Here is an 18,847-nt window from a genome sequence, read left to right on the forward strand (position 1 = left end):
GAGGTTGGGCCGGATCAGGCAACGATGTTGACCAGCTTGCCCGGCACCACGATCACCTTCTTCGGTGCGCCGGTCAGGAATTTCTTGACGTCTTCGTTGGCCAGCGCAGCGGCTTCGATGGCGGCCTTGTCGGCATCCTTCGGCACGGTCACTTCACCGCGCAGCTTGCCGTTGACCTGCACCACCAGTTTGAGCTCGCTCTGTTCCAGCGCGGCCGCATCGACCTGCGGCCAGGCCGCGTCGAGGATGTCGCCCTGCGCCTGGGCATAGCCCAGCTGCTGCCACAGCACGTGGGTGATGTGCGGGGCCACCGGGTTCAGCACGCGCAGGAAGATCGAGAAGCACTCCGCAATCACCGCGTCACCGGCCGCACCGGCCGCGGGCTTGGCCGCTTCCAGCGTGTTGAGCATCTTCATGCAGGCCGAGACCACGGTGTTGTACTGGATGCGCTTGAAGTCGTTGTCGGCTTGCTGCAGGACCTTGTGCACTTCGCGGCGCAGCGTCTTCAGGCCATCGTCAAGCTGGGCGGCTTCGAGTGCGCCGGCGGCGGTGATGCGCGCGGCGTTGTTGTAGCCGAAGGCCCAGACGCGGCGCAGGAAGCGGTTGGCGCCTTCCACACCGGCACCGGACCACTCCAGGGTCTGTTCCGGCGGCGAGGCGAACATGGTGAACAGGCGGGCCGTATCGGCACCGTACTGGTCGATCTGCGCTTGCGGGTCAATGCCGTTGTTCTTGGACTTGGACATCTTCTCGGTGCCGCCGATCATCACCGGCTGGCCGTCTTCCTTCAACACGGCCGAGACCGGACGGCCCTTGTCGTCGAAGGACAGGTCCACATCGGCCGGGTTGTACCAGGTCTTCTTGCCGGCGGCGTCTTCGCGATAGTAGGTCTCGTTCAAGACCATGCCTTGCGTCAGCAGGTTGGTGAAGGGCTCGTCGAACTTGACCAGGCCGAAGTCGCGCATGACCTTGGTCCAGAAGCGCGCGTACAGCAGGTGCAGCACGGCGTGTTCGATGCCGCCGATGTACTGGTCCATGGGCATCCAGTAATCGTTGCGGGAGTCCACCATCGCCTCGTTGCTGCCCGGCGAGGTATAGCGCATGTAGTACCAAGACGAATCGACGAAGGTGTCCATGGTATCGGTTTCGCGGCGGGCCGGCTTGCCGCAGCAGGGGCAGTCGACCTTGAGGAATTGCTCATGCTTGTTCAACGGATTGCCGCTGCCGTCCGGCACGCAGTCTTCCGGCAGCACCACCGGCAGGTCCTTTTCGGGCACCGGCACGTCGCCGCAATCCGGGCAGTGGATGATGGGGATGGGGGTGCCCCAGTAGCGCTGGCGCGAGATGCCCCAGTCGCGCAGGCGGAAGGTCACCTTCTTCTCGCCCAGGCCCTGTGCTGCCAGGTCGGCGGCAACCGCATCGACGGCGGCCTGATAAACCAGGCCATCGTACTTGCCGGAAGCGATGGTCTTGCCGGCTTCCTTGTCGCCGTACCATTCTTCCCAGGCCTCGGTGGAGTAGGTCTTGCCTTCCACGGCGATGACCTGCTTGATCGGCAGATCGTATTTGCGGGCGAAGGCGAAGTCGCGCTCGTCATGCGCCGGCACACCCATCACGGCGCCGTCGCCGTAGGTGATGAGCACATAGTTGCCGACCCAGACTTCGACCTGCTCGCCGGTCAGCGGATGGGTGACGTAGAGGCCCGTGGCCATGCCCTTCTTTTCCATCGTCGCCATGTCGGCTTCGATCACGCTGCCTTGCTTGCATTCTGCGATGAAGGCTTGCAGGGCCGGGTTGTTTTCTGCGGCCAGCGTGGCCAGCGGGTGTTCCGGGGCCACGGCGCAGAAGGTCACGCCCATGATGGTGTCAGCGCGGGTGGTGAAGACGAACAGCTTGCCGTCGTTGATCAGCTGGCCATCTGCGCCCTTGATCTGGTGCGGGAAGGCGAAGCGCACGCCGGTGGACTTGCCGATCCAGTTGGCCTGCATCAGGCGCACGCGCTCGGGCCAGCCGGGCAGCTTGGTCTCGACGTGCTCCAGCAGTTCGTCGGCGTAGTCGGTGATCTTGGCGTAGTACATCGGGATCTCGCGCTTTTCGATCACGGCACCCGAGCGCCAGCCACGGCCGTCGATGACCTGCTCGTTGGCCAGCACGGTCTGGTCGATCGGATCCCAGTTCACGGTCCCGGTCTTCTTGTAGATGATGCCCTTCTCCAGCATCTTCAGGAACATCCACTGGTTCCACTTGTAGTACTCGGGACGGCAGGCCGTCATCTCGCGCGACCAGTCGATGGCCAGGCCCATCGACTGCATCTGCGACTTCATATATTCGATATTGGAATAAGTCCACTGCGCCGGCGGTACGCCATTGGCCATGGCAGCGTTTTCAGCGGGCATGCCGAAGGCGTCCCAGCCCATGGGCATCAGGACGTTGTAGCCGTTCATGCGCAGATAGCGGTACATCACGTCGTTGATGGTGTAGTTGCGCACGTGGCCCATGTGCAGCTTGCCGGAGGGATAGGGCAGCATCGAGCAGGCGTAGAACTTCTTCTTGTCGCGGCCTTCCTTGTCACGGGCGTTTTCGACGGTCTTGTAGGCGTCGATGGCGTTCCAGTGCTGCTGTGCGGACTGTTCGACTTCGGCTGGGCTGTATTTATCTTGCATGACGGGCTGGTACGGATGGAATTCGGTTGGGAAGGGATTGCACTTCGGATTGCAATTCGAAACCCTGCATTATACCGGCTCACTGCCCCGGCGCGGCATTCCGGCCCGCCCTTGCCCGGCCCCGCGCAGCCCCGGCCAAAAAAAGCCCGCCTCGGCGAAGAGGCGGGCCAAGACCCCTGGGCCAGAGCAGGCGGCCACAGGAGTAGCAGCTACACGGTTCCCGCCAGCGAGGGGGCGACGGACTGGAATGGTGTGCCGGCCAGCATGAAGGCTGGCGTGTCGTATGAAACCACCGGCAGCGGCGGTGTGGCGTGATCTCGAAAGACTTCTTGTAAATTCTCGAAAAATTGTGAAAAAGCAATTTTTTATTGAGGTTGGCTTGAATTTGGCCGCTTCGTTTGGAGGGAGAGTGAAAGTCGCCGGAACCCAGCATTTGTGAGGTTTTTGTTCACATCCCGCACGGTTTGATGGTCATGAGGGCGTAACAATCGGGCGGCATCATGAAATCGTTTTCATTTGCCCCGGAAACCCCGTGCGTCCGTCCATCAAACAAGTTGCCCATCTGGCTGGCGTCTCCATTGCCACCGTGTCCCGCCTGCTCAACAAGCCGGGCTCGGTCAGTGCGGAAACCGCCGAGAAGATCCACCGCAGCATTGCCGAGCTGGGCTTCCGCCCCAATTTCACCGGCCGCAACTTGCGGGCCGGCAATTCGCGCACGGTCGGGGTGGTCGTGCCGACCCTGTCCAACACGGTCTTCGCCCAGTGCCTGCAAGGCATCGAGCTGGCCGCGCGCGCGCTGGACTACTCGGTCATGTTCACCACCACCGAATACCTGCCCGAGGATGAATCGGCGGCCGTGGAGCTGCTGCTGGGCCATCGCGTCGATGGCGTGATCCTGACGGTGGCCGACGCCGGCGCCAATGCCACGCTGGACCTGCTGGAACGCGAGCGCATTCCCTTCGTGCTGGCCTACAACCAGCTGGCGGCGGCCGATGCCGGGACGGCGAGCCATCGCGCCTCGGTGTCGGTGGACAACCGCGCCGCCGCCTGCGATGCCGTCACCCACCTGATCGGGCTGGGGCATCGCCGCATCCAGATGCTCTCCGGCCGCTTCAATGCGTCCGACCGCGCCATGCAGCGTTACTGCGGCTATCTCGATGCCATGCAAGCGGCCGGCCTGGCGCCGCTGCCGGCCATCGAGGTCGAGCGCCACACGCTCACCGCCGCCACCGATTACCAGCAGATGATGGCCGATCCGCGGCATCGCCCTACGGCCCTGTTCTGTTCCAACGACCTGCTGGCCCTGAGCGCCATGCGCGACCTGCGCGCGCTGGGCTTGCAGGTGCCCGGCGACATCTCGGTGATGGGCTTCGACGGCATTCCCGTGGGCGCGCTCATCGAGCCGGTGCTGGCCAGCGTGGTGCAGCCCTCCGAGCAGATCGGCGACGTCGCCCTGCGCACGCTGGTCGATGCCATCGAGCGTGCGCTGCCTGCGGCTGCCGCCGCGGCGGTCGAGGAGGCACCGGTGCCGGTCATCGCCGGGGTGCGCCACATCCTCCCGCATGCGCTGCGCGCAGGCGGATCGGTAGCGCCGCCCGCACCGGCCTCTTGCTGATGCTGATGCTGATGTTGATGCTGACGTCGTCAAAAAATTTGTTGTGCCCTCGTTGTTCAACCCTTAGGAAAGGATCAGACATGTTCCTGAAACGTGTTATTCAAACCGCTGCCGGCGCGCTGTTGCTGTCGGCTTCCCTGGCCGCTTCGGCCCAGACCGCGATCTGCTACAACTGTCCGCCCGAATGGGCTGACTGGGCCGCACAGATCAAGGCCATCAAGGACAAAACCGGCATCACCGTGCCGCCCGACAACAAGAACAGCGGCCAGGCCCTGGCCCAGCTGACGGCCGAGAAGGCCAGCCCGGTGGCCGATTTCACCTACCTGGGCGTGTCCTTCGGCATCGAAGCGAAGAACAAGGACCTGGTGGCCGCCTACAAGCCGGCCAACTGGAACGACATTCCCAACGGACTGAAGGATCCTGAGGGCTACTGGGTCACCATCCACTCCGGCACCATGGGCATCATGGTCAACGTCGATGCCTTGAAGGGCAAGCCCGTGCCCAAGTCCTGGGCTGACCTGCAGAAGCCCGAATACAAGGGCCTCATCGGCTACCTCGACCCGGCCTCGGCCTTCGTCGGCTATGTCGGTGCGGTGGCGATCAACCAGGCCATGGGCGGCACCCTCGACGATTTCTCGCCGGCCATCACCTACTTCAAGAACCTGCAGAAGAACCAGCCCATCGTTCCCAAGCAGACGTCTTACGCGCGCCTGATCTCGGGTGAGATCCCCATCCTGCTGGGCTATGACTTCGACGCCTATCGCGCCAAGTACAAGGACCACGCCAACGTGGCCTTCGTGATTCCTTCGGAAGGCACCGTCACCGTGCCCTACGTGGTCTCGCTGGTGAAGAACGGTCCGCACCAGGCAGAAGCGAAGAAGGTGCTGGACTTCCTGCTGTCCGACCAGGGCCAGGCCATCTGGGCCAATGCCTACCTGCGTCCGGTGCGTGCCTCGGCCATGTCCAAGGAAGCGGAAGCCCGCTTCCTGCCGGCTGCCGAATACGCCCGTGCCAAGTCGGTGGACTACGGCAAGATGGCTGAAGCCCAGCGCAAGTTCGGCGAGCGCTACCTGGCCGAAGTGCGCTAAATGCAGATCGCAGGAGCAAGCATGAAGAGCATGATCCCCTCCGTCCCGGTCAAGCCAGCGCCTGCGCGTCCTCGCACGGCGGGCAATGGCGTGTGGCTGTGGTTCGCCGTTCCCGGCCTGACCCTGTTCTGCGCCTTCTGGCTGCTGCCCATGGTGCGGCTGGTCGGCGTGGGCGCCTCGGGGCCGGACGGGGCGATGGCCTACCTGTCGGTGCTGACCAACCGCCATTACTTCACCAGCCTGGTGTCCACGCTGGCGCTGTCGGCGGTGGTCACGTTCGCCACCTTGGCCATCTCGGTGTTCGTCGGCTTGTTCCTGCAACGTAATCGTTTTCCTGGTCAGTCGGTATTGCTGGCCATGCTGACCTTCCCGCTGGCGTTTCCCGGCGTGGTGGTCGGCTTCATGGTCATCATGCTGGCGGGGCGCCAGGGCTTGATCGGCGCCTTCACCACCTGGCTCTTCGGCGAGTCGCTGGTGTTTGCGTATTCGCTGGCGGGGCTGTTCCTGGGGTACCTGTATTTCTCGATTCCGCGCGTGATCCTTACCGTCGTGGCTGCCGCTGAAAAACTCGATCCCTCGCTGGAGGAAGCCGCACGCTCGCTGGGGGCCAAGCCCTGGCAGGTGCTGCTGCACGTGGTGCTGCCCGCACTGCTGCCGGCGCTCATTTCATCGGGCGCGATCTGCTTTGCCACCAGCGTCGGTGCCTTCGGGACCGCCTTCACGCTGGCGGCCAATATCGATGTGCTGCCCATGACCATCTACAACGAATTTACCGGCTACGCCAACTTCGCCACGGCGGCCTCGCTGTCCATCGTGCTGGGCCTGATCACCTGGGCGGTGCTGGCACTGGCGCGTTCGTTGACCGGCAGCGGCGTGGCCGCAGCGGCATAAGGAAGGGCCATGCAAAATCGTTTCCGTTTTTACGTACAGCTGGGTTTCACGCTGCTGGTGTGCGCCTTCCTGGTGGTGCCGGTGGTGCTGTCGATGCTGGCCGGCGTGACCGAGAATTTCTTCGTCGGCCTCTCCAGCGGACTCACCTTGCGCTGGGTGGCGCAGGTATGGGAGATGTACCAGCCCACCATCTGGCGCTCGCTCATCATCGCGCTGGCCTGCTTGGCGGTGACGCTGATGGCCGGCGTGCCGCTGGCCTACATGCTGGCGCGCTATCGCGGCGGCCACAGCCGCCTGGCGCGCGTGATCGAAGAGCTGCTCATGATGCCGGTGGCCGTGCCGGGCCTGGCCACCGCACTGGCGCTGATCATGGCTTACGGCCAGTTGCGCGGGTTCCGCGCCAGCATTCTCTTCATCCTGGTCGGCCACGTGATCTTCACGCTGCCCTTCATGGTGCGCCCGGTGCTGGCGGTGATGCAGTCCTCGCAGCTGGCCCAGCTCGAAGAAGCCGCTGCCAGCCTGGGCGCGGGGCGGATGCGCCGCTTCTTCGGCATCGTCATTCCCAATGCAGCCTCGGGCATCCTGGCCGGGGCGCTGATGGTGGTCACACTCTCCATCGGCGAATTCAACATCACCTGGATGCTTCACACGCCGCTGACCCAGACCCTGCCGGTGGGCCTGGCCGATGCCTATGCATCGATGCGGCTGGAGGTGGGATCGGCCTATACGCTGATCTTCTTTTTCATGATCATTCCGCTCCTGATCGGCATGCAGTGGGCGACCCAGGCAACACGCAAGAAAGTCAGTCTATGAAGCCCAAGCAAGAAGCCGTTTCCATCCGCCTGCAGCAATGCGCCAAATCCTTTGCCAATGGCACCCGCGCGCTGCTGCCGCTGGACCTCGATATCCATCCCGGTGAAACCCTGGTCCTGCTGGGACCCTCGGGCTGCGGCAAGACCACCACGCTGCGCATGATCGCCGGGCTGGAGTTTCCCGATGAAGGCGGACGCGTGTTCTTCGGCGACGAAGACGTGACGGCGCTGCCCATCGAAAAGCGCGGCGTGGGCATGGTGTTCCAGAACTATGCGCTGTTCCCCAACATGAGCGTGGGCGAGAACATCGCCTATGGCATAAAGATCCGCAAGATCCCGGCCGGCGAACGCGCCGAGCGCGTCGAACGGCTGCTGGAGATGGTGCACCTGCAAGGCCTTTCGCATCGCCGCGTGGACCAGCTCTCGGGCGGCCAGAAGCAGCGTGTGGCCCTGGCGCGCGCACTGGCGATGGAGCCGCGCGTGCTGCTGCTGGACGAGCCGCTCACGGCACTGGACGCCAAGCTGCGCGAAGCCGTGCGCAGCGACCTCAACAAGCTGCTGCGCAGCCTCGGCATCACCGCCATCTATGTCACCCACGACCAGGGCGAGGCCATGGCGCTGGGCGACCGCATCGTGGTCATGGAGCGCGGCAAGATCTCGCAGATCGGCACCCCCCAGGAGATCTACTATCATCCTGCCAATGACTTCGTGGCTGATTTCATCGGCGCGATGAATCGCGTGCAAGGTATCGTTTCGGGAGATAGATTGCTGTTGCCCACCGGCAGCCTGCCGCTACTCGACAGGCTCGATGCTGCCCGCCAGGGCCAGCAGGCTTGCGCCATGTTCCGTCCCGAGGATGTGCAGGTGGTGGACATCACCGAAGCCGATGGCCAGTGCGTGCGCGGCAAGCTGCTCAACACGTTTTTCCTGGGTGACCGTACCCGCTTTGAAATCGAGATCGGCACGGAGCGGCCGGTCATCGCCGAGACCAGCCGCCGTGGCTGGTGGGAAGCCGGCCAGCAGATCGCCATCCGCGTGCCGGCCGAGGCACTGGTAAAACTGGCGCCGGGCGCCGAGAAGGAGACCGCATGATCCTGGGACAGATTTCCGACCTGCACATCAAGACCGATGGCAAGAAATCCTATCGCGTGGTGGATACCGCCGACGCACTGCGCCGCTGCGTGCGGCAAGTCAATGCCTTGAAGCAGAAGCCGGACGCGCTGGTCATCACCGGCGACCTGGTGGACTTCGGCAAGCCCTCCGAATACGCCTGCTTGCGTGACTTGCTGGCGCCGCTGACCATGCCGTATTACCTGTTGCCGGGCAACCATGACGAGCGCAATGCGCTGCGCGCGGCCTTCCCGGAGCACGCCTATCTGCAGCAGGGCGGTGAGCGCATCGAGTATGTGATCGAGGATCATCCGGTGCGCATCATTGCGCTCGATACCGTGATCCCGCGCGCCAGCGGCGGCGAACTGGCGGCGGCCAGCCTGCTGTGGCTGGATGAGGTGCTGGCCCAGCAGCCGGAACGTCCGACCGTGATCGCCATGCATCACCCGCCCTTTACCACCTGCATCGGGCACATGGATGACATGGGGCTGGCCGATCCGCAGGCACTCGAAGCGGTGGTGCGCAAGCACCCGCAGGTTGAACGCATCCTGTGCGGCCACCTGCATCGCTCCATCCAGCGCCGCTTTGGCGGGACGCTGGCGACGACTTGTCCGGGCGTGTCACATCAGGTGCAACTGGACCTGGATCCGCAGGCACCTTCCTGCTTCGTCATGGAGCCGCCGGGATTCCAGTTGCACTGGTGGGATGCGGCTGCGCAGAGCCTGGTCAGCCATACGGCCTTCATCGGGGAATTCGATGGGCCGTATCCGTTTTATGATGGGGATGAGTTGATTGATTGATCGATTGAACGATCGATCGCTTGGTTGATTGATTGATCTCTTTGAGAGATCAATCAGGGCCGCCGCAGCGATGGGGGAGATGAATGGAAAACGCCAGGATCACTTCCACACCAGCGCAATGACCGGCGGCTCGTCGTAATCCTCGCAGCGGTCATTGATGGCCGTGCAGCAGAATTCCACGTCTTCCACCAGGTCTGGCAGGCGCTGGTGCAGGTCGGCGCTGTGGCTGATCTCGATGGTCAGCACTTCCTCGGGCTTGAGCCTGAACTTGCACATGCCGGCGTCATCGCGCAGGTAGGACAGGCAATCGACCCAAGCATTCATGTTGCGGCCGTAGAAATCCGGGAAGCCGAAGGCGGCTGCGCTCTCGGTATGGAAACTGTCCCAGTCGGTGATGCGGTCGCCCGCCAGTTGTACGGTGGCCATGCCTGCTCTCTTTCAGTTTGCTTGTCTGTTGCTCTTGCCGCCGCCCTTGGGGTCGGTGACGAAGCCCAGCTTGGTCAGCCCCGCACCCTGCGCGGCTGACATCACTTCGGCGATCATTTCATAACGGGTCGACTTGTCGGCGCGCAGTTGCAGCTCGGGCTGCGGTTTCTTGGCCGCAGCAGCCGCCAGACGCGCATCCATGTCCGCTTCGTTCACCGGCTGGTCGTTCCAGTACAGCTTGCCGGCCGCATCGATGCCCAGGGTGATGGTCTCCGGCTTTTCCGGAGCCGGGTTGGACTGCGCCGTGGGCAGGTCCAGCTTCAGGGCGTGGGTGAACATGGGCGCGGTGATGATGAAGATCACCAGCAGGACCAGCATCACGTCCACCATCGGGGTGACGTTGATGTCGGCCATCGGGGCCGAGTTCTGGTTGTCGTTGAATCCGCCGAAACTCATGTGGGACTCCTCTCGGATCGGGTGTCGAAAAAATTATTTGCGCATGCCGCCGACGCGCTCGCCGGTGGTCAGGTAGGCATGCAGGTCATGTGCGAAGCCATCCAGTTCGGCCAGCACCACGCGGTTGATGCGGGTGAAGGCGTTGTAGGCCAGCACGGCAGGGATCGCTACCAGCAGGCCCAGCGCGGTCATGATCAGCGCCTCGCCCACGGGGCCGGCGACCTTGTCGATCTGCACCGTGCCGCTGGCCGAGACCGCCACCAGCGCATGGTAGATGCCCCAGACGGTACCAAACAGGCCCACGAAGGGCGCGGTCGAGCCGACCGAGGCCAAGAGCGTCAGGCCGCGTTCCAGGCGCGCCGAGACGCGGTTGATTTCGCGGCGCAGGGTGCGCGTGATCAGCTCGCCCGGATCGGTCGCGGCGTTGAGCGAGGGCGTGCCCTGCTGGCGGGTGCCGATGTCGGCCGCTTCGGCGGCACGCTCGGCCATGGGGGTGTAGATCTGTTCGCTGTCCAGGCGCTGCATGGCGGCGGTGGCGTCGGCCAGGGTGGGGGCTTGCCAGAATTGTTCCAGGGCATTGCTGCCACGGCGGATGCGCCAGGCGGCCCAGGCCTTGGAGAGGATGTAGAACCAGCTGGCAATCGACATCAGCAACAGCAGATAGGCCACCGAGTGGGAAACGGCATCGCCTTGGGCCCAGTAGTGGGCAAATCCAACATTCTGTTCCATGGTAGGTGCTTTCGGGAAAGACGCCGCGCGCACGCGGCAGGGAGTCAATGACGGTTGGCTGGGGGAGAGTCGCTTGGAGCGGCGGCCCCCAAAAAAATTCGCTGCCGGACCTGGTGGGGCGCGGCAGCGTCGGGCATTTCCTGTGGCGGCGGGCTCGGCTTACTTGAAGCCCAGCACATCCTGCATGTCATACAGGCCGGTGTCCTTGTCGGCCAGGAAGCGTGCGGCACGCAGGCTGCCCATGGCGTACGAGACACGGCTGGAGGACTTGTGCGAAATCTCGATGCGCTCGCCGATACCGGCAAACAGGACCGTGTGGTCGCCGATGATGTCGCCGCCGCGTACGGTGGCAAAGCCGATGGAGGACGGATCGCGTTCACCGGTGACGCCTTCGCGGGCGTAGACGGCGACGTCGTCGAGCTTCTTGCCCAGCGCATCGGCGATGACTTCACCCATCTTCAGCGCAGTGCCCGAGGGAGCGTCGACCTTGTGGCGGTGGTGGGCTTCGATGATCTCGATGTCGTAGCCGTGCGAGAAATTCTTGGCGGCCAGTTCCAGCAGCTTCAAGGTGACGTTGACACCCACGCTCATGTTGGGCGCGGCCATGACGGCGGTGCGCTTGGCGAATTCGGCGATGGCGGCTTTGCCTTCGGGCTCGAAACCGGTGGTGCCGATGACGACCTTCACACCGTGGGCAGCGCAGTATTCCAGGTGTTTCAAGGTACCTTCCGGACGGGTGAAGTCGATGAGCACGTCAGCACCGGCCAGGCCGCGCGCCAGGTCGGACTCGATGACCACGCCGGTGGTCTTGCCCAGGAACAGGCCGGCGTCCGTCCCGATGGCGGGGGAGGCGGGCGTATCCAGGGCGCCGGAGAGTTGCAGGCCCTCGGCGTTGAGGATGGCTTCGATCAGCATGCGGCCCATGCGCCCGGAGGCGCCGGTCACCGCGATATTCAATGCAGTCATGTAAAACTCGGAAGGAAGAAGTGCGACGGACAGGTCGGGCCTGGCTTACTTGCTGGTGGCCGAGGAAGGCGCCACCGGCGAGGCCGGTTTGATCTCGCTGTCGTCCTTGGGTTTGTCGCTGATGCCGGCCTTGGCGCCGACCTTGGCGTCAGTGATCAGGGTCAGGTATTCGCTTTCGGTGGGCAGGTTCTGGCCGCCTTCGACGTGATCCAGCAGGTCATCCTTGAAGAACACCGACACGCGGCTGGTCATGATCTCGCCGTTGCCCTTGGCCAGGCGGAAATCGTAGTCCCAGCGATTGGCGTGGAACATGTCGGTCAGCAGCGGCGTGCCCAGCACGAAGCGCACCTGGTCGCGGGTCAGGCCGGGACGCAGTTGCGCCACCATTTCCTTGGAGACGAAGTTGCCTTGCTGGATGTCGATGCGGTAGGGCTTGAAGAAGCCGAACAGGCTGTTGCTCTTGCCGGTCACCTTCACGCCCGAGGACTCGGTGGGTGCTGCCTGTTCCGGTGCCTTGGTCGAGGAGCAGCCGGCCAGCGTGACGGCCAGTGCAGCCAGGACGCCGACGGCGGTGGTGTGATGACGGGACTTCATTCGGGAAAGCATGCGCATAAAGATTTCAACCGGGTTGAGCCATGAGCCTAAAGCACTATATGATAAGCTAGAACTTACTTCTTAAATAGGCATGAGTGCGTTCCGGGTGTAAAAGGGTGTTCCCCACCGCCCCGCCGGAATGGTCCGCCAGGTCTTCCCAGTGGACCGCCGCGCCTGTTCGAGACCAGTAAACCCCGGGAACCCACTCTACCATGCCGAACAATCCATCCGAACTGAAGGCCAGCGGCCTGAAGGCGACCCTGCCGCGCCTGAAGATCCTCGAAATCTTCCAGAACACCTCCGTGCGCCACCTCAGCGCCGAAGACGTCTACAAACAATTGCTGTCCGACAACCTTGACGTGGGCCTGGCCACCGTCTACCGCGTGCTGACCCAGTTCGAACAGGCCGGCCTGCTCCAGCGCAATCACTTCGAGACCGGCAAGGCCGTCTTCGAACTCAACGAAGGCTCGCACCACGATCACCTGGTCTGCCTGGATTGCGGCAAGGTCGAGGAATTCTTCGACGCTGAAATCGAAAAGCGCCAGTTGAAGATTGCCCAGGAGCACGGTTTCGAGATCGCCGACCACGCCCTGGCGCTCTACGGTCATTGCAAAAACTGCAAGAAAGTGAAGAAGTAAGTCCGCCATCGCTTCCTGGCTCGGTTTGAGCAAGGCAGCGTGAAGGAAAAAGCAAAAAGCCACGTGTGCTACCACGTGGCTTTTTTGCGTGCTGGCAGAAGTGCCGCGTTCAGTGCTGGCTCAGCGCGCTGGAGAGCAGCTTGGCGGTGATGTCGACGATGGGAATGACGCGCTCGTAGGCCATGCGGGTCGGCCCGATCACGCCCAGGGTGCCGACGATGCGGCCGTTGACCTCGTAGGGGGCGGTGACGATGCTCATGTCATCCATCGGCACCAGCTGGGATTCGCCGCCGATGAAGATCTGTACGCCGGTCGCCTTGCTGGACACATCGAGCAGCTGCAGGAGCCCGGTCTTCTGCTCGAACATGTCGAACAGGCGGCGCAGCGAATTCATGTTGGAGGACAGGTCGGTCACCGACAGCAGGTTGCGTTCGCCGGAGATGACCACGTTGTTGTCGGCCTCTTCGTTCATGGCGTCGCTGCCGGCTTCGACGGCGGCCTGCATGAGCACGGTCATGTCGTCGCGCAGCTGGCGCAGTTCGCCCTGCAGGTGGATGCGCACCTGGTCGAAGGACTGGCCGGCGTAATGCTGGTTGATGTAGTTGGCGGCCTGGGTCAGCTGGCTCGGGGTGTAGTCGACGTCGGTCAGGAGCATGCGGTTCTGCACGTCGCCGCCCTGGTCGACGATGACCAGCAGGATGCGCTTTTCCGACAGCCGCAGGAACTCGATCTGCTGGAACATCGATTCGCGCTTGGGCGTCATCACCACCCCGGCGAACTGCGACAGCGAAGACAGCACCTGGGCTGCGTTGGTGATGATCTTCTGGGGCGAACCGCTGTGCTGCAAGCGCGCCTGCAGGCGGCCTTCGAGGGCGCTCTCGTCGATGGCCTCGACGGTCAGCAGCGTGTCGACGAACATGCGATAGCCGCGCGGCGTGGGTACGCGGCCGGCCGAGGTGTGCGGGCTGGCGACGAAGCCCATCTCTTCGAGATCGGCCATGATGTTGCGGATGGTCGCCGGCGACAGTTCCAGGCCCGACAGTTTCGACAGGGCGCGCGAGCCCACTGGCTGGCCGTCGGCGATGTACCGTTCGACCAGGGCCTTCAGGAGTGTGCGGGCGCGGTTATCGAGTTGCATGGGGCATATTCTAGCGGCATATCCGGTAAATGTGACGGCCGCGTCAGTTCTTCCAAAAATTGAACAAAGGGTCAGGCTTGCGCTTGCAGCCAGTCGTGCAGCTCATGCAGGTCGCGGCAGATGGCGTCGGGCGTGATGCCTGCGGGCAGGGTGCGGTCGAAACGGTTCATCCACACCGCCCGCAAACCGGCCCGCTGCGCACCTTGCACGTCCAGCAGCGGATCGTCGCCCACATAGACGGTAGCCGCCGGGGCGACCTGCAGTGCCTCGCAGGCGGCGTGGAAGATGGCCGGGTCCGGTTTGGCGCGGCCGAAGCGATGCGCCGCAATCGAGACCCCGAAGTGCCCGGCCAGGCCGATGCGCTCCAGGTCGGCAAAACCGTTGGAGACCGAACCCAGGGTGAGTCGGCCCTTCATGCGCAGCAGCGCCGGTTCGACGTCATCGAACAGCGCCACCGTGCTGCGCGCTTCGGAGAACAGGGCCATGGCCGGATCGACCAGCGCCAGGTCCACGTCATGTTCACGGAAGACCTCGGAGAGCGCCGTGTGGCGCAGCTTCCAGAGGTCGATGCGGTACATGGGATCGGTCTGCATCAGGGCCATGCGGCGTTCGCGCAGGCTGGCAATGGTATGGGCCGCCACCACGGCGGGCGCATGCTCGCGCAGCCAGTCGTAGAGCAGGCCTTCGGCACGCACCAGCACCGGTTCGATGGCCCACAAGGTATCGTCGAGATCGAACAGGACCGCCTCGATGGGGGAAGGGGCGAGCGAGGAGGGCAGGGAGGAAGCGCTTGGTTTCATTACAATGTCATCTCAAATTATGGTCTAATCCGCAGCATGTGGCCCATCAAATTACCCGTTCAGGCAGCCGTACCCAAAACCGTCGCCATCGTCGGCAAGTTCCAGGCCGTCGGCATCGCGCAGATCTTGTCGGACATCGCGGTGTTCCTGGAGTCGCACGGCCACACCGTGGTCTTCGAGTCCGAGACCGCCGAGAACATCGCCCTTCAAGGCTATGACAGCATGACGCCCGAGCAGATCGGACATCACGCCGACGTGGCCATCGTGGTCGGCGGCGACGGCACCATGCTCGGCATTGCGCGCCAGCTGGCACCCTACAACGTGCCGCTGATCGGCATCAACCAGGGCCGCCTGGGTTTCATCACCGATATCGCCCAAGACCGCATGATACCGGCTCTGGCCGACATGCTGGAAGGCAAGGTCGAAGCCGAGTCGCGTTCGCTGCTGGAAGCGCGGGTCTACCGCGAGGGCAGCGAGATCTTCCGCGCGCTGGCCTTGAACGATGTGGTGGTGGCGCGCGGCTCCACCTCCGGCATGGTCGAGCTGCGGGTGGAGGTCGATGGCCGCTTCATGTACAACCAGCGTTCTGATGGCCTCATCGTGGCCACGCCCACCGGTTCCACCGCCTATGCCTTGTCGGCCGGCGGCCCCATCCTGCATCCCAGCCTGCACGGGATCGTGATGGTGCCGATTTCTCCGCATTCGCTGTCGAACCGTCCCATCACGCTGTCGGATTCCTGCGAGATCGTGATCCAGGTGGTGGCCGGGCGCGAGGTCAGCGCCAACTTCGACATGCAGTCCTTGACCAGCGTGCTGCATGGCGACCGCATCGTGATCCGCCGATCGGCGCACAAGATCACTTTCCTGCATCCCGAGGGCTGGAGTTATTTCGATACCCTGCGCGAGAAGCTGCACTGGAATGAATACCCCTCCATAGAAGGCCGATTACAATAAGCGCGCATCAAGCCCGGCCATGGCGTGCCGGCCCGCTTGAGCCTAATGGCCTGTCCGTCCAACCCGCTGCGAGACCACCATGCTGCGTACCTTAACGATTCGCGACTTCGTGATTGTCGATGCCATCGAGCTCGAATTCGCGCGCGGATTTTCCGTCTTCACCGGCGAAACCGGCGCCGGCAAATCCATCCTCATCGATGCCCTGGCGCTGGCCATGGGCGGACGGGGCGATCCCAGCGTGGTGCGCGAGGGCGCGGCCAAGGCGGATGTGAGCGCCGACTTCACCGCCACGCCGGAAGTGATGGCCTGGCTGGACGAACACGAATTCAGCGGCGAGCACGACGGCGTGCTGCTGCGCCGGGTGATCGACAATGCCGGCCGCAGCAAGGCCTACATCAACGGCAGCGCCGCCACCGCTGCACAATTGCGCGAAGTCGGCGAGATGCTGGTGGACATCCACGGCCAGCACGCGCACCAGTCGCTCATGAAGGCCGATGCCCAGCGCCAGTTGCTGGACAGCCAGGCCGGTCTGCTGGAGCCTGCCCGTGAAGTGGCTGCCGCTTACAAAACCTGGCGCGCCCTGGCGCGCCAGCGTGAGCAGTTCGAGCAGGATGCGCGCAATGTGCTGCTGGAGCGCGAGCGCCTGGAGTGGCAGGTGGCCGAACTGCACAAGCTGGCTGTCAAGCCCGGCGAATGGGCTGACATCAGTACCGAGCACAGCCGCCTGTCGCATGCCGCCGCGCTCATCGGTGGCGCGCAGGAGGCGCTGGGCGTGATCTCGGAATCGGAGTCGCCCATCCTCTCGCAGCTCTCCTCGATCACGCAGAAGCTGACCAAGCTGGTCGATGTCGATACTGCTCTGAAGCCGGTGCTCGATGCGCTGGAACCGGCGCAGATCCAGCTGCAGGAAGCGGTCTATGCCTTGAATGATTATCTCGGCCGCGTGGAACTCGACCCCGCGCGCCTGCAGGAAGTGGAAGAGCGCCTCGAAGCCATCCATTCGACCGCCCGCAAATTCCACGTGCAGCCCGATGAGCTGCCGGAGGAATATCGCAAGCTCTCCGAAGAATTGAAGCAACTGGCCGATGCCAGCGATCTCGACGCCCTGCGCGCGCAGGAAGACAAGCTCAAGGAAATTTATCTGACTCAGGCGCAGAAACTCTCCAAGGCCCGCGCCAAGGCCGCTGCCGCATTGGGCGAGGCAGTCACGGCCGCCATGCAGGATCTGTCGATGGCCGGTGGGCGCTTCGAGATCGCGCTCAATGAAGTTGAACCGGCCGCGTACGGACTGGAGCAGGTGGAATTCCTGGTGGCCGGCCACGCCGGCGTGGCGCCGCGCGCCCTGGCCAAGGTGGCCTCGGGCGGTGAGCTGGCGCGCATCTCGCTGGCCATCTCGGTGATCGCCTCGGCCGCCACCACGGTGCCGACCCTGATCTTCGATGAAGTCGACAGTGGCATCGGCGGTGCCGTGGCCGAAGTGGTCGGACGGCTCTTGAAGCGCCTCGGCCAGGAACGGCAAGTGCTGTGCGTGACCCACTTGCCGCAGGTGGCCAGCCAGGCCAACCAGCACTATCAGGTCAAGAAGCGCAGCGAGGGCGGCAAGACCCTCTCCGATATCGACGGGCTGGACCCCAAGGCGCGCGTGGAAGAAATCGCCCGCATGCTGGGCGGACTGGAAATCACGGCCACCACGCGCAAGCATGCGCGCGAGCTGCTGGCTTCCTGATCGCCTTCACACCAAGAACATCAAGAAACCCAAGCTCAACGACCATGCCCTTCCGCAAAGAACCACCCTACACCCATGGCAGCCCGGCCTCGACCGCCGTGGTGCTGGTCAATCTCGGCACGCCCGATGCGCCCACTGCGGGCGCATTGCGGCGCTACCTCAAGCAGTTCCTGTCGGACCCGCGTGTAGTGGAAATCCCGCGCGCCGTGTGGTGGTTCATTCTCAACGGTATCATCCTGCCCTTCCGCTCCTCCAAGTCGGCCGAGAAATACGCCAGCATCTGGACCGAGGAAGGCTCGCCGCTGCGCGTGCATACCCAGCGCCAGGCTGCTGCACTGGCGGTGCAGCTGGCCGGGCGCGGCCATCATCAGTTGCAGGTGGTGCATGCCATGCGCTATGGCACGCCGTCGCTGCCCGAGGTGCTGGACCAGCTGAAGCAACAGGGGTGCACGCGCATCCTGGTGCTGCCGGCCTATCCGCAGTATTCGGGCACGACCACGGCCTCCATCTTCGATGCCGTCTTCGATCATTACCGCCAGGTGCGCAACATTCCCGAGCTGCGCCTGATCCGCAACTATCACGACCAGGATGCCTACATCCAGGCGCTGCGCCAGTCGGTGCTGGATCACTGGGACCTGCACGGCCGGCCGGACAAGCTGCTGATGAGTTTCCACGGCGTGCCCAAGCGCACACTGATGCTGGGCGACCCTTACCATTGCGAGTGCTACAAGACCGCCCGCCTGCTGGCGCAGTCGCTGGGGCTGACCGACGAGCAATACCAGGTGACCTTCCAGTCGCGCTTCGGCAAGGCCGAATGGCTGCAGCCTTACACCGCGCCCACCGCTCAGGAACTGGGCCGCCAGGGCGTGCGCCGCATCGACGTGATGTGCCCCGGCTTCACCAGCGACTGCCTGGAAACCCTGGAAGAAATCGCCATGGAAGTGAAGGAAGACTTCCTGCACGCAGGCGGCAAGGAGTTTCACTTCATCCCTTGCCTGAATGAATCACCGGCCTGGATCAACGGCATGGTGGAGATCGTCGAGCAGCATCTGGCCGGCTGGCCGACCATGAGCAATGCGGCCGCCCGCGAGGAGATGGCGCGCCAGCAGGCGATCGCCGCAGAGCGGGCCAAGGCGCTGGGCGCGGATCGCTGATTTTTCCGGAAGCTTCATATCGACCGCCGATCCAGGGCGGTCAGCCCCCCTCGGCCTGCTAGAATAGCGGGCTGAACGCCTTTACTGTCGCTGATGTTGTCTGTCGGGCAATGGTCTTGCCTGGTGCAGTGCGACCAAATCGTTCATACAAGAAAAAAACCGGGGGGTAGCGTCGCTCAGAGCGTGTATTCGCTCACCAGATGCGTATAGCTGATCCAGGCGGTTGCCAGCAGGCTGTACAGGGCGACGAAGATAATGGCCGCAATCAGTGGCAGTTTCATGATGAC

The 18,847-nt window shown here is 63.7% G+C and carries 19 protein-coding genes; 11 read left to right on the forward strand and 8 right to left on the reverse strand.

What is annotated here, in order from left to right:
- Positions 1-14 precede the first annotated feature (14 nt).
- Positions 15-2,663 (reverse strand): leucine--tRNA ligase, encoded by a 2,649-nt coding sequence (leuS, locus tag ACLRDN_RS03100; protein WP_413458931.1) that lies wholly within the window; start codon positions 2,661-2,663, stop codon positions 15-17.
- A 283-nt stretch (positions 2,664-2,946) separates the two neighbouring features.
- Here leuS and ACLRDN_RS03105 point away from each other — a divergent pair, with 283 nt between their 5' ends.
- From ACLRDN_RS03105 to ACLRDN_RS03135, 7 genes are all read left to right on the forward strand, one after another.
- Positions 2,947-3,102: a hypothetical protein gene (locus tag ACLRDN_RS03105; RefSeq protein WP_413458932.1), complete on the forward strand. Its 156-nt coding sequence runs from the start codon at positions 2,947-2,949 to the stop codon at positions 3,100-3,102.
- A 93-nt stretch (positions 3,103-3,195) separates the two neighbouring features.
- The gene (locus ACLRDN_RS03110) at positions 3,196-4,278 is read left to right on the forward strand and encodes a LacI family DNA-binding transcriptional regulator (protein ID WP_413458933.1); all 1,083 of its coding nucleotides are present in this window, start codon (positions 3,196-3,198) and stop codon (positions 4,276-4,278) included.
- An 80-nt stretch (positions 4,279-4,358) separates the two neighbouring features.
- Complete coding sequence (locus tag ACLRDN_RS03115; RefSeq protein ID WP_413458934.1) at positions 4,359-5,366, forward strand: ABC transporter substrate-binding protein; 1,008 nt, start codon at positions 4,359-4,361, stop codon at positions 5,364-5,366.
- A 21-nt stretch (positions 5,367-5,387) separates the two neighbouring features.
- Positions 5,388-6,257: an ABC transporter permease gene (locus ACLRDN_RS03120; protein ID WP_413458935.1), complete on the forward strand. Its 870-nt coding sequence runs from the start codon at positions 5,388-5,390 to the stop codon at positions 6,255-6,257.
- Between the two features lie 9 nt (positions 6,258-6,266).
- Entirely contained in the window at positions 6,267-7,070 is an 804-nt protein-coding gene (locus tag ACLRDN_RS03125; RefSeq protein WP_413458936.1) for an ABC transporter permease, read from the forward strand.
- Positions 7,067-8,161: an ABC transporter ATP-binding protein gene (locus ACLRDN_RS03130; RefSeq protein ID WP_413458937.1), complete on the forward strand. Its 1,095-nt coding sequence runs from the start codon at positions 7,067-7,069 to the stop codon at positions 8,159-8,161. The genes ACLRDN_RS03125 and ACLRDN_RS03130 overlap by 4 nt, the downstream gene beginning before the upstream one ends.
- A complete protein-coding gene (locus ACLRDN_RS03135) occupies positions 8,158-8,979 on the forward strand; it encodes a phosphodiesterase (protein WP_413458938.1) in 822 nt (273 codons plus the stop codon). Before ACLRDN_RS03130 ends, ACLRDN_RS03135 begins: the two co-directional genes overlap by 4 nt.
- A gap of 99 nt (positions 8,980-9,078) precedes the next feature.
- On the opposite strand, the gene ACLRDN_RS03140 is transcribed toward ACLRDN_RS03135, so the two are convergent.
- The 5 genes from ACLRDN_RS03140 to ACLRDN_RS03160 all read right to left on the reverse strand — a co-directional run bounded on the left by ACLRDN_RS03140 (position 9,079) and on the right by ACLRDN_RS03160 (position 12,150).
- The gene (locus tag ACLRDN_RS03140; protein ID WP_276837777.1) at positions 9,079-9,405 is read right to left on the reverse strand and encodes a barstar family protein; all 327 of its coding nucleotides are present in this window, start codon (positions 9,403-9,405) and stop codon (positions 9,079-9,081) included.
- Positions 9,406-9,417: 12 nt separating this feature from the next.
- On the reverse strand, positions 9,418-9,861 hold the full coding sequence (locus tag ACLRDN_RS03145; RefSeq protein WP_413458939.1) for an ExbD/TolR family protein: 444 nt from the start codon (positions 9,859-9,861) through the stop codon (positions 9,418-9,420).
- Between the two features lie 33 nt (positions 9,862-9,894).
- Positions 9,895-10,590, reverse strand: coding sequence for a MotA/TolQ/ExbB proton channel family protein (locus ACLRDN_RS03150; protein WP_034341031.1), 696 nt, complete (start codon positions 10,588-10,590; stop codon positions 9,895-9,897).
- Positions 10,591-10,749: 159 nt separating this feature from the next.
- Positions 10,750-11,556: a 4-hydroxy-tetrahydrodipicolinate reductase gene (gene dapB, locus ACLRDN_RS03155; protein WP_413458940.1), complete on the reverse strand. Its 807-nt coding sequence runs from the start codon at positions 11,554-11,556 to the stop codon at positions 10,750-10,752.
- Between the two features lie 45 nt (positions 11,557-11,601).
- On the reverse strand, positions 11,602-12,150 hold the full coding sequence (locus ACLRDN_RS03160) for an outer membrane protein assembly factor BamE (protein WP_413458941.1): 549 nt from the start codon (positions 12,148-12,150) through the stop codon (positions 11,602-11,604).
- Between the two features lie 212 nt (positions 12,151-12,362).
- Between ACLRDN_RS03160 and fur the strand changes: the two genes are divergently transcribed.
- The gene (fur, locus tag ACLRDN_RS03165) at positions 12,363-12,788 is read left to right on the forward strand and encodes a ferric iron uptake transcriptional regulator (protein ID WP_034341048.1); all 426 of its coding nucleotides are present in this window, start codon (positions 12,363-12,365) and stop codon (positions 12,786-12,788) included.
- A 109-nt stretch (positions 12,789-12,897) separates the two neighbouring features.
- Here the strand turns inward: fur and hrcA are convergent, their stop codons facing one another.
- Together hrcA and ACLRDN_RS03175 are read right to left on the reverse strand one after the other, a co-directional pair.
- The gene (gene hrcA, locus ACLRDN_RS03170) at positions 12,898-13,926 is read right to left on the reverse strand and encodes a heat-inducible transcriptional repressor HrcA (RefSeq protein WP_413458942.1); all 1,029 of its coding nucleotides are present in this window, start codon (positions 13,924-13,926) and stop codon (positions 12,898-12,900) included.
- A gap of 71 nt (positions 13,927-13,997) precedes the next feature.
- Positions 13,998-14,726: an HAD family hydrolase gene (locus tag ACLRDN_RS03175; protein WP_413458943.1), complete on the reverse strand. Its 729-nt coding sequence runs from the start codon at positions 14,724-14,726 to the stop codon at positions 13,998-14,000.
- A gap of 36 nt (positions 14,727-14,762) precedes the next feature.
- On the opposite strand from ACLRDN_RS03175, the gene ACLRDN_RS03180 reads away from it, so the two are divergent.
- The 3 genes from ACLRDN_RS03180 (at position 14,763) to hemH (ending at position 18,560) form a co-directional block, all read left to right on the forward strand.
- Entirely contained in the window at positions 14,763-15,680 is a 918-nt protein-coding gene (locus ACLRDN_RS03180) for an NAD kinase (RefSeq protein WP_039785185.1), read from the forward strand.
- 79 nt (positions 15,681-15,759) lie between these two features.
- Positions 15,760-17,406 carry a DNA repair protein RecN gene (recN, locus tag ACLRDN_RS03185; protein WP_413458944.1) on the forward strand — a complete coding sequence of 549 codons (1,647 nt, stop codon included), beginning with the start codon at positions 15,760-15,762 and terminating at the stop codon, positions 17,404-17,406.
- 44 nt (positions 17,407-17,450) lie between these two features.
- Positions 17,451-18,560, forward strand: a complete 1,110-nt coding sequence (hemH, locus tag ACLRDN_RS03190; protein ID WP_413458945.1) for a ferrochelatase — start codon at positions 17,451-17,453, stop codon at positions 18,558-18,560.
- The last annotated feature ends 287 nt before the right edge of the window (positions 18,561-18,847 follow it).

It is taken from the genome of Herbaspirillum huttiense (assembly GCF_047300815.1).
Classification (GTDB): domain Bacteria; phylum Pseudomonadota; class Gammaproteobacteria; order Burkholderiales; family Burkholderiaceae_D; genus Herbaspirillum; species Herbaspirillum huttiense_A.

What these genes read in the sequence shown, in the direction of transcription:
- dapB (WP_413458940.1), bottom strand. Translation starts at nt 11,556, where the DNA reads ATGACTGCATTGAATATCGCGGTGACCGGCGCCTCCGGGCGCATGGGC.
- ACLRDN_RS03130 (WP_413458937.1), top strand. Translation starts at nt 7,067, where the DNA reads ATGAAGCCCAAGCAAGAAGCCGTTTCCATCCGCCTGCAGCAATGCGCC.
- hemH (WP_413458945.1), top strand. Translation starts at nt 17,451, where the DNA reads ATGCCCTTCCGCAAAGAACCACCCTACACCCATGGCAGCCCGGCCTCG.
- ACLRDN_RS03145 (WP_413458939.1), bottom strand. Translation starts at nt 9,861, where the DNA reads ATGAGTTTCGGCGGATTCAACGACAACCAGAACTCGGCCCCGATGGCC.
- ACLRDN_RS03175 (WP_413458943.1), bottom strand. Translation starts at nt 14,726, where the DNA reads ATGAAACCAAGCGCTTCCTCCCTGCCCTCCTCGCTCGCCCCTTCCCCC.
- ACLRDN_RS03125 (WP_413458936.1), top strand. Translation starts at nt 6,267, where the DNA reads ATGCAAAATCGTTTCCGTTTTTACGTACAGCTGGGTTTCACGCTGCTG.
- recN (WP_413458944.1), top strand. Translation starts at nt 15,760, where the DNA reads ATGCTGCGTACCTTAACGATTCGCGACTTCGTGATTGTCGATGCCATC.
- ACLRDN_RS03120 (WP_413458935.1), top strand. Translation starts at nt 5,388, where the DNA reads ATGAAGAGCATGATCCCCTCCGTCCCGGTCAAGCCAGCGCCTGCGCGT.
- ACLRDN_RS03135 (WP_413458938.1), top strand. Translation starts at nt 8,158, where the DNA reads ATGATCCTGGGACAGATTTCCGACCTGCACATCAAGACCGATGGCAAG.
- ACLRDN_RS03160 (WP_413458941.1), bottom strand. Translation starts at nt 12,150, where the DNA reads ATGAAGTCCCGTCATCACACCACCGCCGTCGGCGTCCTGGCTGCACTG.
- hrcA (WP_413458942.1), bottom strand. Translation starts at nt 13,926, where the DNA reads ATGCAACTCGATAACCGCGCCCGCACACTCCTGAAGGCCCTGGTCGAA.
- ACLRDN_RS03180 (WP_039785185.1), top strand. Translation starts at nt 14,763, where the DNA reads ATGTGGCCCATCAAATTACCCGTTCAGGCAGCCGTACCCAAAACCGTC.
- ACLRDN_RS03140 (WP_276837777.1), bottom strand. Translation starts at nt 9,405, where the DNA reads ATGGCCACCGTACAACTGGCGGGCGACCGCATCACCGACTGGGACAGT.
- ACLRDN_RS03150 (WP_034341031.1), bottom strand. Translation starts at nt 10,590, where the DNA reads ATGGAACAGAATGTTGGATTTGCCCACTACTGGGCCCAAGGCGATGCC.
- ACLRDN_RS03115 (WP_413458934.1), top strand. Translation starts at nt 4,359, where the DNA reads ATGTTCCTGAAACGTGTTATTCAAACCGCTGCCGGCGCGCTGTTGCTG.
- leuS (WP_413458931.1), bottom strand. Translation starts at nt 2,663, where the DNA reads ATGCAAGATAAATACAGCCCAGCCGAAGTCGAACAGTCCGCACAGCAG.
- ACLRDN_RS03105 (WP_413458932.1), top strand. Translation starts at nt 2,947, where the DNA reads ATGAAACCACCGGCAGCGGCGGTGTGGCGTGATCTCGAAAGACTTCTT.
- fur (WP_034341048.1), top strand. Translation starts at nt 12,363, where the DNA reads ATGCCGAACAATCCATCCGAACTGAAGGCCAGCGGCCTGAAGGCGACC.